At 73.4% G+C, this 16351-nt stretch carries 12 protein-coding genes; 7 read left to right on the top strand and 5 right to left on the bottom strand.

Annotated elements, in window-relative coordinates:
* Positions 1 to 15 precede the first annotated feature (15 nt).
* From ACZ5C2_RS20840 to ACZ5C2_RS20830, 3 genes are read left to right on the top strand one after another with little or no spacing between them, the layout of a single operon-like run.
* Positions 16 to 714, top strand: a complete 699-nt coding sequence (locus tag ACZ5C2_RS20840) for a response regulator (protein ID WP_468793115.1) — start codon at positions 16 to 18, stop codon at positions 712 to 714.
* Entirely contained in the window at positions 714 to 2180 is a 1467-nt protein-coding gene (locus tag ACZ5C2_RS20835) for a sensor histidine kinase (protein ID WP_468793112.1), read from the top strand. Before ACZ5C2_RS20840 ends, ACZ5C2_RS20835 begins: the two co-directional genes overlap by 1 nt.
* Positions 2177 to 2710, top strand: a complete 534-nt coding sequence (locus ACZ5C2_RS20830; protein WP_468793109.1) for a hypothetical protein — start codon at positions 2177 to 2179, stop codon at positions 2708 to 2710. Before ACZ5C2_RS20835 ends, ACZ5C2_RS20830 begins: the two co-directional genes overlap by 4 nt.
* Before the next feature lie 226 nt (positions 2711 to 2936).
* On the opposite strand, the gene ACZ5C2_RS20825 is transcribed toward ACZ5C2_RS20830, so the two are convergent.
* The 4 genes from ACZ5C2_RS20825 to ACZ5C2_RS20810 are packed head-to-tail and all read right to left on the bottom strand — an operon-like array spanning position 2937 to position 10161.
* A complete protein-coding gene (locus ACZ5C2_RS20825) occupies positions 2937 to 4709 on the bottom strand; it encodes an ABC transporter ATP-binding protein (protein WP_468793106.1) in 1773 nt (590 codons plus the stop codon).
* Positions 4706 to 6427 carry an ABC transporter transmembrane domain-containing protein gene (locus tag ACZ5C2_RS20820; protein ID WP_468793103.1) on the bottom strand — a complete coding sequence of 574 codons (1722 nt, stop codon included), beginning with the start codon at positions 6425 to 6427 and terminating at the stop codon, positions 4706 to 4708. The genes ACZ5C2_RS20825 and ACZ5C2_RS20820 overlap by 4 nt, the downstream gene beginning before the upstream one ends.
* A 30-nt stretch (positions 6428 to 6457) precedes the next feature.
* Complete coding sequence (locus tag ACZ5C2_RS20815; protein WP_468793100.1) at positions 6458 to 8308, bottom strand: ABC transporter ATP-binding protein; 1851 nt, start codon at positions 8306 to 8308, stop codon at positions 6458 to 6460.
* Positions 8305 to 10161 carry an ABC transporter ATP-binding protein gene (locus ACZ5C2_RS20810; RefSeq protein ID WP_468793097.1) on the bottom strand — a complete coding sequence of 619 codons (1857 nt, stop codon included), beginning with the start codon at positions 10159 to 10161 and terminating at the stop codon, positions 8305 to 8307. The genes ACZ5C2_RS20815 and ACZ5C2_RS20810 overlap by 4 nt, the downstream gene beginning before the upstream one ends.
* Before the next feature lie 196 nt (positions 10162 to 10357).
* On the opposite strand from ACZ5C2_RS20810, the gene ACZ5C2_RS20805 reads away from it, so the two are divergent.
* From ACZ5C2_RS20805 to ACZ5C2_RS20790, 4 genes are read left to right on the top strand one after another with little or no spacing between them, the layout of a single operon-like run.
* Positions 10358 to 11260, top strand: a complete 903-nt coding sequence (locus ACZ5C2_RS20805; protein WP_468793094.1) for an ABC transporter ATP-binding protein — start codon at positions 10358 to 10360, stop codon at positions 11258 to 11260.
* Positions 11257 to 12006, top strand: coding sequence for an ABC transporter permease (locus tag ACZ5C2_RS20800; RefSeq protein WP_468793092.1), 750 nt, complete (start codon positions 11257 to 11259; stop codon positions 12004 to 12006). Before ACZ5C2_RS20805 ends, ACZ5C2_RS20800 begins: the two co-directional genes overlap by 4 nt.
* A 41-nt stretch (positions 12007 to 12047) precedes the next feature.
* Positions 12048 to 13301, top strand: coding sequence for a sensor histidine kinase (locus ACZ5C2_RS20795; RefSeq protein ID WP_468793089.1), 1254 nt, complete (start codon positions 12048 to 12050; stop codon positions 13299 to 13301).
* Positions 13291 to 13965, top strand: coding sequence for a response regulator (locus ACZ5C2_RS20790; RefSeq protein ID WP_468793086.1), 675 nt, complete (start codon positions 13291 to 13293; stop codon positions 13963 to 13965). Before ACZ5C2_RS20795 ends, ACZ5C2_RS20790 begins: the two co-directional genes overlap by 11 nt.
* 18 nt (positions 13966 to 13983) lie before the next feature.
* Here ACZ5C2_RS20790 and glgX read toward each other — a convergent pair whose 3' ends face one another.
* Positions 13984 to 16251: a glycogen debranching protein GlgX gene (gene glgX, locus ACZ5C2_RS20785; RefSeq protein ID WP_468793083.1), complete on the bottom strand. Its 2268-nt coding sequence runs from the start codon at positions 16249 to 16251 to the stop codon at positions 13984 to 13986.
* Positions 16252 to 16351 lie beyond the last annotated feature (100 nt).

Genomic DNA, 16351 nt, shown 5'->3' with positions numbered 1-16351 from the left:
AGAGCGCACCCTCACATGGTCCGAGTCCTGCTCATCGAAGACGACCCCGCCGTGCAGAAGGGAGTCACCCTCGCGCTGAAACGCCGGGGGCACGAGGTGGAGGTGGCCGGCAGCGGTGAGACCGGACTGCTGGCGCTGGAACGCCGCCGGCCCGACCTGGTGCTGCTTGACCTGATGCTGCCCAGGATGAGCGGCCTGGAGGTGTGCCGCCGGATCCGGGAGGACCGGCAGCTCCCCGTCATCATCCTCTCCGCGCGCGGCGACGAGGTCGACGTGATCGTCGGGCTGGAGGCGGGCGCCGACGACTACATCGTCAAACCCGCGGGCCCGGAGATCCTCGCGGCCCGGATGAAGGCCGTCCTGCGCCGGGTCGCCCCCGCCCAGGACGCCGGGGCGGCCTCCGGGACGGGAGGGACGGAGCAGCACGCCGGCCTCACCGTGGACCGCACCTCCCTGGTCGTCACCCGGCACGGCACCGAACTCGCCCTCGCCCCCTCCGAGCTCAAACTCCTGCTGTTCCTCACGGCCGCCCCCGGCCAGGTCTACTCCCGCAGGCAACTCCTCGAACAGGTCTGGGAGCACTCGTACTACGGCGACGTCCGCCTCGTCGACGCCTGTGTGATGCGCCTGCGCGCCAAGATCGAGGACGAGCCCCGCACACCGGTGTACGTGCAGACCGTGCGCGGCTTCGGCTACCGCTTCGGGCCCCTGTGATGACCCTCCGCCTTCCCCGGGGGCTCCGGGCCAGATTCGTCGTCGCCTTCCTCCTCGCCGCCGCCTTCGGCGCCCTGCTCACCGCGGGCCTCACCTTCCAGCAGGCCCGCTCCGCGATCCTGGAGCGCACCCGGAACGCCGCCGTCGCCGAACTGCGCACCCAGCTCGACTCCCTCGCCCCCGACCTGGCCTTCCCGCCCGGCACCGGGGATCTGCGGGGCCTGACGCGCCAGCTCGACCGGGCGGGAGGGACCCGGAACTGGTCCGCGGCGGCCGCGTACCGGGACGGCCCCCTGACGGCGGACACCGCCGCCGCCCCGCCGGTACCCGACGCACTCCGCCGCGCCGTCGAGGACGACGGGGCGGCGGCCTACCAGTACGTCGATCACCAGGGCCGTCCCTGGCTGGCCCTCGGCATGCCCGTCGCCTACGCGGAGGACCCGGGCCGCACCGACGACGCGGACCGGCTCTCCGGACTGACGGCGTACGTCTCCTTCCCGCTCGACGACGACCGGACGGACATCGACGCCCTGGTCACCGCGGCCCAGGCGGGGGCGCTCGCCGCGCTGCTGCTTGCCCTCGTACCGGCCCTGCTCGCCGCCCGCAGCGTGCTGCACCCCGTACGGCGTCTGCGCCACGGCGCCGAGCGCATCACCGCGGGGGAGCTCGGCACCCGTATCGACGCCGACGGACGCGACGAACTCGCCGCTCTCGCACGGTCGTTCAACACCATGGCCGGGACACTGGAGAAGGACGACACGGAGCTGCGTCGCATGGAGGCACGGGCCCGCCGGTTCGCCGCCGACGTCGCCCACGAACTGCGCACACCGCTCGCCGCCATGACCGCCGTCACCGAAGTGCTCGACGAGGACGCCGCCTCCGGCGTCCTGCCCCCCGACACCGCCGATGCCGTCCGCCTGATCAGCTCGGAGACCCGCACCCTGGCCCGGCTGGCCGAGGACCTGATGGAGGTCTCGCGCTTCGACGCGGGAGCCGCCCGGGTGCACCTCGAGGACGTGGACCTGCGCACCATCGTGGTCAAGTCGCTCCAGGTGCGGGGCTGGAGCGACGACGAGCGCGTCGCCGCCCGCCTCGCGGAGCCGGTCCCGGTACGGGTCGACCCGCGGCGCGTCGACGTGGTGCTCGCCAACCTGGTCGGCAACGCGCTGCGCCATGGGCGGCCTCCGGTCAGCGTGTCCGCCCGGGTGAGGGACGGCCGGGCCGTGCTCACCGTCACCGACCACGGACCCGGCATCCCCGAGGAAGCCCTCCCGCACGTCTTCGAGCGTTTCTACAAGGCCGACACCGCCCGTGCCCGCTCCGGGGGCAGCGGTCTCGGCCTCGCCCTCGCCCGCGAGAACGCCGCCCTGCACGGCGGCACCCTCGTCGCGGCCAACGCCTCCGGTGGCGGGGCCGTCTTCACCCTCACCCTTCCCCTCGCCGGCACCCCGCGGGAGCGGCCATGACACTCCGGACCGGCGGCGTACTGCTCGTCGTGCTGCTCGCGACCGTCGCCGGCTGCGGCATCACCCCCTCCGGACCCGTCCGGGCCGGTGCGCCCGCCTCGGGCATCCAGCAGCCCGGTACGGAGGAGCGCTCGGTACGTCTCTACTTCACCGGCCCCTACGGCATCCGCGCCGTCTCACGCGCCGTCGGCCGGCCGCTCGGTCCCCAGGAGGCGCTCGACCTCCTTCTGGCGGGGCCCACCGAGGCCGAGAGGGAGCGCGGCCTGACGACCGCGGTGCCGCCCATGAACGGGCGGCTCACCGCCACCGCGAGAGCCGGGGTCGTCGACCTCCGCGTCCCCGGCGCGGTCAGTACCGGCGAGCTGGACGTGGCGGCGGTCAGCCAGCTCGCCTGTACCGCCGCGCACGCCGATGTGCCGGGCGGGCGGGCGGCCACGGAGGTGGATGTCCGTATCCACGAGAATCTCGCCGAGTCCGCCTGGACGGTGCGCTGCGGACCTGGGGGGAACGCGGCACCCGTGACGGGTTGACGGGCCTTGGCTTTCTCGCCCCCGTCCCCGCCCCCGCCTCCCCTTCCCGTCCCGTCCCTTCCCTTCCCGTCCCGTCCCCGAGGGCCGCGCCCCCAGATCCCCCATCGGCCCTTGACGGGCTCGTCCTCGAACCACCCCGGAGGGGGTACCCCCGGCCGGACTGGGGAGGTGGGCTCTGGGGGCGCGGCCCGCAGTCCTTCCCCGTCCCGTTGCCGGGGGCCTGTCCTCACACTCCCCCGGACGGGCCGCTGGGGTGGTCGCCGTGCCAGGAGTGCCACAGGGACGCGTACACCCCGCCGGATGCCACCAGGGCGTCGTGCGTGCCGAGTTCGGTGAGCCGGCCGTCCTCCATGACGGCCACGCGGTCCGCGTCGTGCGCGGTGTGCAGCCGGTGCGCTACGGCGATGACCGTACGGCCCTCCAGGACGGCGGCCAGCGCCCGCTCGGTGTGCCGGGCGGTCGCCGGGTCGAGCAGGGCCGTCGCCTCGTCGAGGATCAGCGTGTGCGGGTCGGCCAGTACCACCCGGGCCAGGGCCAGTTGCTGCGCCTGCGAACCGTCGGTGGCGTGGCCGCCCTCGCCCAGCCCGGTGTCCAGCCCTTCCGGCAGGTCCCGCACCCACGACTCGGCGCCGACCACGGCCAGTGCCGCCCACAACTGCGCGTCCCCGGCGGATGGTTCGGCGATCCGCAGATTGTCGCGGACCGACCCCAGGAACACATGGTGCTCCTGGGTGACCAGCGCCACCTGTCGCCGCAGCCGCTCCGGGTCCAGCTCCGACACGGGCACCCCGCCCACGGTGACCGTCCCCGCGGTCGGCGCGTCCACGCCCGCCAGCAGCCGGCTCAGCGTCGTCTTGCCGGCGCCGGACGGCCCCACCACCGCGAGCCGTTCGCCCGGTGTCACCGTCAGATCCACGCCGCGCAGTACCTCGCCGCCCCCGTCGTAGGCATAGCGCACACCGGTCATGTCGAAGCGGTCGCCCGCGGGGTCCGGAGTGTCACCCCGCCGGGCCTCGCGCGGCGCACGGGCCAGCCCTTCCACCCGGGCGAAGGAGGCGCCGCCGGCCTGCAACTGCTCCAGCCGCATCAGCACCTCGTCCAGCGGCCCGGTCAACTGCAGCAGATACAGGCAGGTGGCCACCACCGCCCCGAGGCTCACCGTGCCCTGCTGGTGCAGCCACCCGCCGAGCAGCAGCACCCCGGCCACCGGCACGACGTAGGACACCTCGACCACCGGGAAGAACACCGTGCGCAGGAACAGCGTGTGGAACCGGGTGCGCCGGGAGGTCTCCAGCGCCTCCCGGCTCGCCCGGATGCGCCGCTCCTGAAGCCGGAAGGCCTCCACCGTACGGGCTCCGGAAGCCGTCGCCGCGACGATCTCGGCCACGTCCGAGTTGGCCGCACCCTCCGCGAGATAGGCGTCGCGGGCCCGGCGCAGATACCAGCGCAGCACCAGCCAGATCGGCGTGAGCCCGAGCAGCCCGAGGGCGCCGAGGAACGGGTCCACCACCAGGACCGCGGCCATGACGAACAGCGACTGCACCGCGTTGACCAGCAGCGCGGGACCGGCGTCGCGCAGCGTCGTGCCCACAGTGGTCACATCCGCGGTGCCCCGCGCCGTCAGATCACCCGTGCCGGCCCGCTCCACCACCGACGACGGCAGCCCCAGCGCCCGGTCCACGAACCGCTCCCGCACCCGGGCCAGCGTCCGCTCCCCGAAGCGGTGCCCCACGTACCGGGCCCAGCGGGACAGCAGCAACTGCGCGAAGGCGCACAGCAGGATGACCGGCGCCAGCCGGTCCACCACCGCCACCCCGCCCCCGTCGCGCACCTCGTCGATGATCCGTCCCAGCAGCCAGGGCCCGGCCAGCCCCGCCACGGCCGCCAGCCCGTTCAGCGCCAGCACGCCGGCGAAGGCCCGCCGGTCAGCCCGCACCAGCCCCGCGGCGGCCCGGCGCACATCGGCCGGCCCGGCGAGGGGAAGCCGTTCCCCGCTCATCGCACGGCCTCCTCGTCGGCGCTCTCGTCGGCGTCCCGGGCCACCAGGTCCCGGTATCCGGGCTCGCTGTCGAGCAGGTCACGGTGGCCGCCGCTCGCCACCACCTTGCCGTCGGCCAGGAAGAGCACCTGGTCGACCCGGTCGAGGACCAGCGGCGAGGTGGTCGCCAGCACCGTCGTACGCCCCTTCCGGTCCGCACGCAGCCGGTCGGCGACCGTGGCCTCGGTGTGCGCGTCGAGCGCCGAGGTCGGCTCCACCGCCAGCAGCACCTCCGGATCGGCCAGCAACGCCCGCGCCAGCCGCACGCGTTGCCGCTGACCACCGGAGAGACTGCGCCCCTGCGCGGACACGGTCGAGGCGAGCCCGTCGGGCAGGCCCTGCACGATGTCGTCGGCGGCGGCAGCGTGCAGCGCCCGCAGCACGTCATCGTCGGACACGTCCGCGCGCCCGGCCACCACCTCCCGCAGCGGGCCGGCGAACAGGTCGGCCTCGGGGTCGGCGACCAGGATCCGCTCCCGCACCCGCGCGAGCGCGATCCCGTCCAGCCGGACCCCGCCCCAGGTCACCTCCGACGGCGTGTACCGGCCGAGGCGGTCCACCACCGCGAGCGCGTCGGCGGGGTGCGCGGCGGTGAGTGCGGTCAGCCGGCCCGGCAGCACCCGCACCCCCGACTCCGGGTCGTACAGCACGGACGGTTCGCCGGGCGGGTCGGCGGTGGCGGCGTCGGCCGGCGGCTCCAGCCGCAGCAGTGACGCCACCCGCCGGGCGGCCACCACACCCCGGCTCAACTGGTAGCCGCACTCGATGAGGAACATCACCGGCCACACCAGTACGGCCACATAGCCGTACACCGACACCAGCTCGCCCACCGTGATCCCGCCCTGCGCGGCCAGCCGCGCCGCGATCCACGTCACCCCCGCGAGGAACAGCGCCGGCAGCCCCGCGGCGAGCGCCTGCATCCAGCTCGTCACCGCCCCGACCCGGTACCCCTGCTCCCGCAGCCGCCCCGAGTCCCGGCGGAACGCGTCGGAGACCAGGTTCTTCCCGCCGAGTCCGCTCAACACCCGCAGCCCGCCCGCGAGATCACCGATCCGCGCCGTCAGCACCCCCTGCCGCTCCCGGTACTCCGTCTCTGTGCCCCGCAACCGTCCCGCCAGCGGCCCCACGATGAGACCGATCACCGGCACGCCCAGCAGCACCACCACCGCCAGCAACGGCGACACCGACCACAGCAGCCCCGCCACCACCGCGTACGCCACGACCGCGCCGATCCCCGGACCCACGGCCGTGAGCGACTGGGCGATCATCTGCACATCGCCCACCCCGATGGTGACGACCTCCCCGGCCCCGGTCCGCCGCTCCAGCCAGGCACCCAGCCGCACCGTGTGCCCCACCACCACCTTCACCGTCCGGAAGTTGGCGTCCATCCGCACCCGCGTCATCGTGCGGTGCCGCATGATGCTCAGCCAGGAGTTGAAGGCGTGCACCGCGAACAGGGCGCCGGTCCACAGCGCCAGCGCCCCCATGTCCCTCGGTCCCAGCCCGTCGTCCACGGCCCGCGACATCGCGTACGGCGTCGCCGCCAGCAGCACCATCCACACACTGCCGAACACCGCCCCCGCCAGGCACCGCCCCGGCTGCCGCAGCACCAGCCACCACAGATAGCGGGCCCCGCTCCGGCAGTCGGGCGTGCCGGGGTCCTCGTACGCGTCGATCACGTGATCACTCTCCCCCGTATCCCCCTCCGGCTACGCGAGACTGTCCCGCCAGGCCCGGTGCAGGTCCGCGAACCTGCCGGTGCGGGCGATGAGTTCGGCAGGGCTGCCGTCCTCCACCACCCGCCCGTGCTCCATCACCAGGACCCGGTCCGCGATCTCCACGGTGGACAGACGGTGGGCGATCACCACCGCCGTACGTCCCTTCAGCACCGTCGCCATCGCCCGCTGCACCGCCCGTTCGCCGGGGACGTCCAGGGAGCTGGTCGCCTCGTCCAGGATGAGCACCGCCGGGTCGGCCAGCAACGCCCTTGCGAAGGCGACCAGTTGGCGCTGACCGGCGGAGATGCGGCCGCCCCGTTTGCGTACGTCGGTGTCGTAGCCGTCGGGCAGGGCGGCGATGAAGTCGTGCGCGCCGATCTCCTTCGCCGCCTGCTCGATCTCCTCGCGGGTGGCGTCCGGGCGCCCGATCGCGATGTTCTCCGCGACCGTCCCGGAGAACAGGAACGCCTCCTGCGTCACCATCACCACCTCGCGCCGCAGATGGCGTCCCGTCAGAGCGCTGAGCTCCACGCCGTCGAGCAGCACCCGGCCGTCGGTGGGGTCGTAGAAGCGGGCGAGCAGCTTGGCCAGCGTCGACTTGCCCGCGCCGGTCGAGCCGACGACCGCGACGGTCTGCCCGGCCGGAAGACGCAGGTCGAAGCGGGGGAGCACCTCGCCGCCGGTGCGGTACGTGAAACGGACGTCCTCGAAGACGACCTCGCGCCCGGGGAGTCCGGTCCGCCGCTCCGGGAGCTCCCGGGGCGCCGACGGTTCGGGTACGGACGGGACCTGCGCCAGCAGACCGGCGATCTTCTCCAGTGAGGCCGCCGCCGATTGGGCGGAGTTCAGGAACATGCCGAGCCGGTCGATCGGGTCGTACAGCCGCCGCAGGTACAGCACCGCCGCCGCCAGCACACCGAGCTCCAGCGACCCGTCGGCCACCCGGTAGGCACCCCACAGCACGATCAGCGCGACGGTCGTGTTGGCGGTCACCCGGGAGCCGACGACGTAGCGGGCCATCTCCAGCAGCGCGTCGCCGTTGGTCCGCTCGTGCCGCCGGTTCAGCACCGCGAAGTCGGCGTCGTTCGCGGCCTCCCGGCGGAACGCGCGCACCGGCCGGATGCCGTTCATCGTCTCGACGAACTTCACGATCACCGCCGCGATGGCCGTCGACCGCTTCCGGTACACCCGCCCCGCCCGCCGCCGGTACGACCGTACGAGCAGGTACAGCGGCACGAACGACACCACCGCGACGGCACCCAGCCCCAGGTCCAGCCAGAGCAGCAGCACCGAGATGTACACGGCCGACAGGACGACCATCACCAGTTCCTGCAGGCCCTCCTCCAGCAGTTCCCGCAGCGACTCCACGTCCGTGGTGGAGCGGGAGATGAGGCGGCCCGAGGTGTAGCGCTCGTGGAAGTCGACGCTGAGCTCCTGCGCGTGGCGGAAGATCCGGCCGCGCAGGTCCAGCAGTACGTCCTGGCTGACGCGGGCGGACGCCCTGACGAACGCGTACTGGAACGCGCCGGCTGCCGTCGCGCACAGCAGATAGCCCACCGCCACCGCGATCAGCGGGCCGTTGTCGTTGCCGCGGAACGCGGGCACGGCACTGTCGATCGCGTACGCCACCAGCAGCGGGCCGGCCTGCACCGCGGCCTGCTGGAGCAGCAGCAACAGCGCGGTGACGGCGACCTTGCCCCGCAGGGGAGAGAGCAGGGAACGCAGCAGCGTGCCGGTGGCGCCCGGGGGAGTGGGCAGCTGGTCCCGGTCGAAGGGGTCGCCGGTCGCGGGTGTCCGGTCGTCGTCCTCGTCCCGGACGGGTGCGGTGGTGGCCGCCGTCATCGCTGGTCCTCCTGTTCCCCCGCCGGGTCCCCGGACATGAGGTGGGCGTACTCGGGGTGGGTGCGCAGCAGTTCGTGGTGCGTGCCGACCGCGGTGATCCGGCCGCCGGAGAGCAGGGCGACGCGGTCGGCGAGCAGGACCGTGGACGGGCGGTGCGCCACGATGAGGGCCGTGGTGTCCGCGAGCACCCGGCGCAGGGCGGCCTCCACCGCGGCCTCGGTGTGCACGTCGAGCGCGGACAGGGGGTCGTCCAGGACCAGGAAGTCGGGGCTCCCGACCACCGCGCGGGCCAGCGCGAGGCGCTGGCGCTGTCCGCCGGAGAGGCTGAGTCCCTGTTCGCCGACCTGGGTGCGCGTGCCCTGCGGCAGCGCGTGCGCGAAATCGGCCTGGGCGACGGCGAGGGCGCGGTCGAGGTCGGCCTCGCCGGTTCCGCCGCCCATCAGTACGTTCTCGCCGACGCTCGCCGAGAAGAGGGTCGGTTCCTCGAAGGCGACGGCGACCCGTGAGCGCAGCTCCTCGCGGGACATCCCGGCGATGTCCGTGCCGTTGAGGGTGATGCGGCCCTCGGTGACCTCGTGCAGCCGGGGCACGAGGGCGGTGAGTGTCGTCTTGCCGCTGCCGGTGGCGCCGACCAGGGCGAGGGATTCACCGGGGCGGATGTGCAGGTCGATGCGGTCCAGGACGGGTGACGACCCGTCCGGTGCGTCGGGGTAACGGAAGCTGACGTTCTCGAACACCAACCCCTCCGTCGCTGCGGGCGCCTGTGCCTCCCCCAGAGGGCGCGCCCCCAGGGCGGCACGGACGGGCGCGGCGGCACCCCGCAACGCCGGACTGCGCAGTGTCTCCCCGCGCACTCCGGACTCCGGCTCCGCGTCCATCACCTCGAAGTACCGTTCCGTCGCCGTCGCCGCCTCCTGGCTCATCGCCAGCAGGAATCCGATCGAGTCCACCGGCCACCGCAGCGCCAGCGCCGTGGACAGGAACGCCACCAGCGTCCCCGCGGACAGCGACCCGTCCGCCACCCGCACCGTCCCCAGCACCAGCGCCGCCCCGATCGCCAGCTCCGGCAGTGTCACGATGACGCCCAGGATCGTCGCGAGCAGCCGTGCCTTGTGCAGTTCCGTCCCCCGCAGCTTCCCCGACAGCTCCCGGAACGCCAGGGCCTGGCTGCGATGCCGTCCGAACCCCTTGATGATCCGGATGCCGAGTACACCCTCCTCGACCACCGTCGTCAGATCGCCGACCTGGTCCTGCGCCAGCCGCGCCACCCCGGAGTACCGCTTCTCGAAGACCACGCAGGTGATCAGCACCGGCACGGCGGGCACCAGGATGACCAGCCCCAGCGCCCAGTCCTGCACCAGCATGATGATCACACCGATAAGGATCGTCACGCCGTTGACCAGCAGGAACGTCAGCGGGAAGGCCAGGAACATCCGCAGCAGCATCAGATCCGTGGTGGCCCGGGACAGCAACTGGCCCGACGGCCACCGGTCGTGGAAGGAGACCGGCAGCCGCTGCAGATGCCGGTACAGGTCCGCCCGCATCCCCGCCTCGACACGCGACAGCGGGCGCGCCACCAGCCATCGCCGGTACCCGAACAGCAGCGCCTCCGCGAGCCCGAGCAGCAGCAGGTACAGCGCGCCCAGCCAGACCCCGGCGGGGTCCCGGTCGGCGATCGGGCCGTCCACCATCCACTTCAGGACGAGCGGGATGACCAGCCCGACGCAGGAGGCGAGGATCGCGATGAACGCGGCGGTGAACAGCCGCGCCCGCACGGGCCGCACATACGGCCACAAGCGCAGCAGCGTACGCACGGCGGGGCGGGTTTCCGGGGGAGGAGGTGTCGTGGGCATCAGCAGCGAGCCTACGGATGGGGACTGACGCTGCCCACCGAGTTTTGGCCGGACCGGCCTCCGCCGCTGGTCCTACGACCTGGGCGGACACCGGAGTCGTACGGAAGGTCGTACCTCCGTATCAGCCGATCGGCCGATGCCGGGCCGAGCGCACCGGCCGATGTGCCGGCGCCCCGGCCGCGGCGAGGCTGAAGCCATGTCCGTCATCGACGTCACCGATCTGCGCAAGTCCTACGGAGGCCGTGCGGCCGTCGACGGTGTCTCCTTCACCGTCCAGGAGGGCGAGATCTTCGGGATCCTCGGCCCGAACGGCGCCGGCAAGACCACCACCGTGGAGTGTGTCGAGGGCCTGCGCGTCCCCGACGCCGGCCGTGTCCGCGTCACCGGCCTCGACCCCGTCGCCGACCACAAGGAGGTCACCCGTGTCCTCGGCGCCCAGCTGCAGCAGAGCGAGCTCCAGCCCAAACTCACCGTCCGTGAGGCCCTGGAGCTGTACGCCTCCTTCTACCCCCGCCCCGCCGACTGGCGCCCGCTCGCCGAGCGGCTCGGTCTCGCGCCCAGGCTGGCCACCCGGTTCGCCAAGCTGTCCGGTGGCCAGAAGCAGCGCCTGTTCATCGCGCTCGCGCTGATCGGCAACCCACGGATCGTGGTGCTGGACGAGCTGACCACCGGCCTCGACCCGCGTGCCCGGCGCGACACCTGGGAGCTCATCGAGGACATCCGCGCGGGCGGTGTCACCGTCCTCCTCGTCACCCACTTCATGGAGGAGGCCCAGCGCCTCTGCGACCGTATCGCGGTGATCGACAAGGGGCGGGTCGCCGCCCTGGACACCCCGGCCGGGCTGGTCCGCCGGTCGGCGGGCGCCACCGTCATCAGCTTCACCCCGTCCGCCCCGCTGGACGACCACGACCTCAACGCGCTGCCGGAGCTCGCCTCGGTCCACCACAAGGACGGCCGCGTCACGCTGTCCGGCACCGACGAGACGGTCAACGCCGTCATCACCCTCCTCGCCCGCGCCCGCGTCACCGCCCACCAGCTGCGCGTCACCGACGCCACACTGGACGACGCCTTCCTGGACCTCACGGAGGCCACGGCATGAGCACCGACATCCTCGACCCCACCGTCCTCAGAACCGAGTTCCGCCTCTTCCGGCGCGAACCCGGCAGCATCTTCTGGATCATGCTCTTCCCCACCCTGCTGCTGGTCATCCTGGGCTCCATCCCGTCCTTCCGCGAGTCCGACCCCAACCTCGGCGGTCTGCGCCCGGTCGAGGCCTACGTGCCGGTGGCCGTTCTCCTCGGGCTGATCGTCGGCGGCCTCCAGGCCATGCCGGCGATCCTCACCGGATACCGGGAGACCGGCATCCTGCGCCGGATGTCCACCACGCCGGTACGTCCCTCCGCCCTGCTCACGGCGCAGATGCTGGTCTTCGGCGGCGCCGCGCTGCTCTCCGCCCTGGTCGCCCTCGCGGTCGGCCGGCTCGCCTTCGACGTGGCGCTGCCCCGGCAGCCGTTCGGCTACCTCCTCGCGCTGCTGCTCGCGCTGCTCGGCTCCCTCGCCCTGGGCGCCGTGCTCGCCGCCCTGTCGCGCACCACGAAGATCGCCACCGCGGTCGGGTCGACCGCGCTCTTTCCCGCGATGTTCTGCGCGGGTGTGTGGCTGCCGGTCGAGGCGATGCCGGACGTGCTGGCCGGCATCGTCGGCTGGACCCCGTTCGGCGCCGCCGCACAGGCACTCAACGAGGCCGCGGCGGGCGACTGGCCGGGAGGGATGCGCCTCGCGGTACTGACGGTCTGGACGGTGCTGCTCACGGCGGTCGCCTCGCACTGGTTCCGCTGGGAATGACGACCTGGAACGGACGCGCGGACGTGGCCGACAATGACGCCATGACGGAGACGACGGCGCTCGAGGACCGGTGGGCGGTGTTCGACCGCTGGGGGCCGTACGGACTCCTGGTCATGAGCACCCTGATCGCCTGGACCACCGCCGACGCCCTCGGCATGAGCACCGGTGAACGAGGGGCCTGCGGTGTCCTGATCGTCGTGGCCGTCGTCCTGGAGCTCCGGTGGGACAGGGTGGCGCGCACCCGTCCGGGACCGTCCGTGGCGGGCGCCCGGCAGTACGCCCTGCGCTGGGCGACCGGGTTCCTCCTCACCTTGCTGAACCCGCTGTTCGCCTTCTACGCCGTCATCGGCTACTTCAGCACCGAGCGCCTGCTTCCGCGCCGTCTGCGCAAGACCGGCCTGTTCGCCACCGCCGTGACGATGGCGGGTTCCCAGTCGGGCGGACTGCCGCCGGGCGACGGGCTGGGCTGGTCGCTCTTCGGCGCACTCCTCGCGGCCAACAGCGTGCTGGTCCTCCTCTTCGGTCACTTCGCCGACCTGGAGGAGGCCCGCGGCCGGGCCCGGCTGGAGACCATCGCCGAACTCGAGCGCACCAACACAGCGTTGCAGCAGGCCCTCGACGAGAACGCCGCCCTGCACACCCAACTCCTCGTCCAGGCACGGGAGGCCGGGGTGGCCGACGAGCGCCGGCGCCTGGCCGCCGAGATCCACGACACCCTCGCACAGGGCCTGACCGGCATCATCGCCCAGCTCCACGTCGCGGTGAACACCCCCGATCCGGACCTGGGCCGCACCCACATGGGCCGGGCCCTCACCCTGGCCCGCGAGAGCCTCGGCGAGGCCCGCCGATCCGTGCACAACCTCTCCCCGGTCGCCCTCACCGACGGCGGGCTGCCGGACGCCCTGAAGAAGACCGTCACGGAGTGGGGCGAACGCACGGACGTACAGGCCCGGTTCACCGTCACCGGCACCGCCGAGCCGCTGCACGACGAGGTGGCGGCCACACTGCTGCGCATCGTCCAGGAGGCGCTGTCCAACGCCGCGCGTCACGCCGCCGCCACCCGGGTCGGCGTCACCCTGTCCTACGTGGGTGACGAGGTCATCCTCGACATCCGCGACGACGGACAGGGGTTCGACCCGCTCGCCGTCCCCGCACACACCCGGGCCGGCGGCTTCGGCCTCGACGGCATGCGGGCCCGCGCCGAACGCGTCGCCGGGGCGCTCACCATCGAATCCGAACCGGGCGGCGGGACGGCGGTCTCGGCTCGCGTACCGTTGGTCCGCCATGACCGATGACCCCGCGACCGATGACCCCGCGACCGATGAAGCCGCGATCTCCCTCCTCATCGTCGACGACCACCCCGTCGTACGGGACGGCCTGCGCGGCATGTTCGACTCCGCGCCAGGATTCCGCGTCCTCGGTGAGGCTGCCGACGGCGTCCGGGCGCTGGAGCGGGCCGCCGCCCTGGACCCCGACGTGATCCTCATGGACCTGCGGATGCCGGGCGGGGGCGGGGTCGACGCCATCCGTGAACTGTCCCGCCGGGGCGCCCGCGCGCGGGTGCTCGTGCTGACCACGTACGACACCGACTCCGACACGCTCCCCGCGATCGAGGCGGGCGCCACCGGCTATCTGCTCAAGGACGCGCCCCGCGAGGAGCTGTTCACCGCCGTCCGCGCGGCGGCGCGGGGACGTACGGTGCTGTCACCGGCCGTCGCCTCCCGCCTGGTCTCCGCCGTGCGCACGCCCGCGGCCCCCGGCAACGAGCCGCTCTCCGCCCGCGAGCGCGAGGTGCTGACCCTGGTCGCCAAGGGCACGTCCAACCGTGAGATCGCCCGCGAACTCTTCATCAGCGAGGCGACCGTCAAGACCCACCTCACCCACATCTTCGGCAAACTCGGCGCCAAGGACCGCGCGGCGGCGGTCGCGGTGGGCTACGACCGGGGCATCCTCGGCTGACCGCGCTGCCACCGCCGGTCAGGGCCGCACCCGCAGCAGCAGCACCGACCGCCCCGGCACCGTGATCCGCGTCCCCGCGCGGTGTTCCACCTCCGGGGCCCGGTCCTGTTCCTCCCGCGCGGTGTCGACGACCACCTGGTACCGCGCGGCCCACGGCGGCCCGGGCAGCACGAACTCCACCGGTTCGTGACCCGCGTGCAGGACGGCCAGGAAGCTGTCGTCGAGGACCGGCGCCCCCTGCTCGTCGCGGCCCGGGATGTCCCGCCCGGAGAGGTACATGCCGAGCGTGCCGGCCGGCGCGTACCAGTCCTCCTCGGTCATCTCCGTGCCGTGCGGGGTGAACCAGGCGAGGTCCCGCAGCCCGTCCGCGGAGTGCGGGCGTCCGGAGAAGAAGGCGCGGCGGCGCAGCACCGGGTGCCGGTGGCGCAGGGCGATCAGGCGGGAGGTCAGCTCGAACAGGGGCCGCCACTCCGGGTCGTCCAGGAGGCCCCAGTCCACCCAGCCGACCTCGTTGTCCTGGCAGTAGGCGTTGTTGTTGCCGCGCTGGGTGCGGCCCATCTCGTCGCCCGCGACCAGCATCGGCACCCCCGTCGACAGCAGCAGCGTGGTCAGCAGGTTCCGCAACTGCCGCCGCCGCAGGGCCCGTACGCCGGCGTCCTCCGTCTCCCCCTCGGTGCCGCAGTTCCAGGAGCGGTTGTCGTCCGTCCCGTCCCGGTTGCCCTCGCCGTTCGCCTCGTTGTGCTTGCGCCCGTACGACACCAGGTCCCGCAGGGTGAACCCGTCGTGCGCGGTGACGAAGTTGACCGAGGCGTACGGCCGCCGCCCGCCCCAGGCGTACAGGTCACTCGACCCGGACAGCCGGTAGCCCATCTCCCGTACGTCCGGCAGCGCGTGCCGCCAGAAGTCCCGTACGGCGTCGCGGTACCGGTCGTTCCACTCCGTCCACAGCGGAGGGAACGCCCCCACCTGGTAGCCGCCGGAGCCGACGTCCCACGGCTCCGCGATCAGCTTCACCCGGCGCAGCACCGGATCCTGCGCGATCACCGCGAGGAACGGCGACAGCATGTCGACGTCGTGCATCGAGCGGGCCAGCGCCGCCGCCAGGTCGAAGCGGAAACCGTCCACGCCCATCTCCGTCACCCAGTAGCGCAGCGAGTCCGTGATCAGGCGCAGCACGTGCGGCTGGACGACGTGCAGGGTGTTGCCGCAGCCCGTGTAGTCGGCGTACCGGCGCGCGTCGGGCTGGAGGCGGTAGTAGCCGCGGTTGTCGACGCCCTTCAGGGACAGCGTGGGGCCCAGCTCGCCCGCCTCCGCGGTGTGGTTGTAGACCACGTCGAGGATCACCTCGATCCCGGCCGCGTGCAGGGCCCGCACCATCCGCTTGAACTCGCCGACCTGCTGCCCCCTCGTCCCGGAGGCCGCGTAGCCGGCGTGCGGGGCGAAGTAGCCGACGCTGTTGTAGCCCCAGTAGTTGCGCAGCCCGCGCCGCAGCAGATGGTCCTCATGCGCGAACTGGTGCACCGGCAGCAGCTCGACGGCCGTGACACCCAGCTTCACCAGGTGCTCGACCGCCGCGGGGTGCGCGAGACCGGCGTACGTACCGCGCAGTTCCTCCGGGACACCCGGATGCCGCTGGGTGAAGCCCCTGACGTGCAGCTCGTAGATCACCGAGTCCGCCCATGGCGTCTTCGGCCTGCGGTCGTCCGCCCAGTCGTCGTCATCGTGGACGACCACCCCCTTGGGGACATACGGGGCCGAGTCCCGGTCGTCGCGCACGGTGTCCGCGACATGCTGCTCGGGCCAGTCGCGGACATGTCCGTACACCTCCGGCGGCAGCGCGCCGTAGTCATTGCCCTCGGCGCCGTCCACCGCGCGGGCGTACGGGTCCAGCAGCAGCTTCGCCGGATTCCAGCGGGCGCCGGTCCACGGATCCCATCGGCCGTGCACCCGGTAGCCGTACCGCTGTCCGGGCGGCACCCCCGGCACGAACCCGTGCCAGATCCCGTGGGTCAGTTCGGTGAGCCGGGCGCGGCTCTCCCTGCCGAGCTCGTCGAACAGACACAGCTCGACCCCCTCCGCGCCGCCCGCCCACAACGCGAAGTTGGTCCCCGCCACCCCGTCCGGGCCGACCCGGAACCGGGCGCCGAGCGGCGTCGGCCGCCCCGGCCGCACGGGCACGGTGGGCACGGGCGACACCGGCCGGGCGCCGTTCACGACGACGGCCGGGCGCCCGTCCCCGGTGGCCCGCTCTCCGGCCACCGCCTCCTGCTCGGCTGCGCTGGACACCTGTCAGCCTCCCGCGGCTCGTGGGGGACGACGGCGGACAGGGTGTGCGGCGGCCCGTCCCATCGGCTCCGGCCGCGGCGCCCCGGCGCGTCGTCCTCCC

This window comes from Streptomyces sp. NPDC031365 (assembly GCF_055569765.1).
This window is presented reverse-complemented; position numbering and strand designations above follow the sequence as displayed.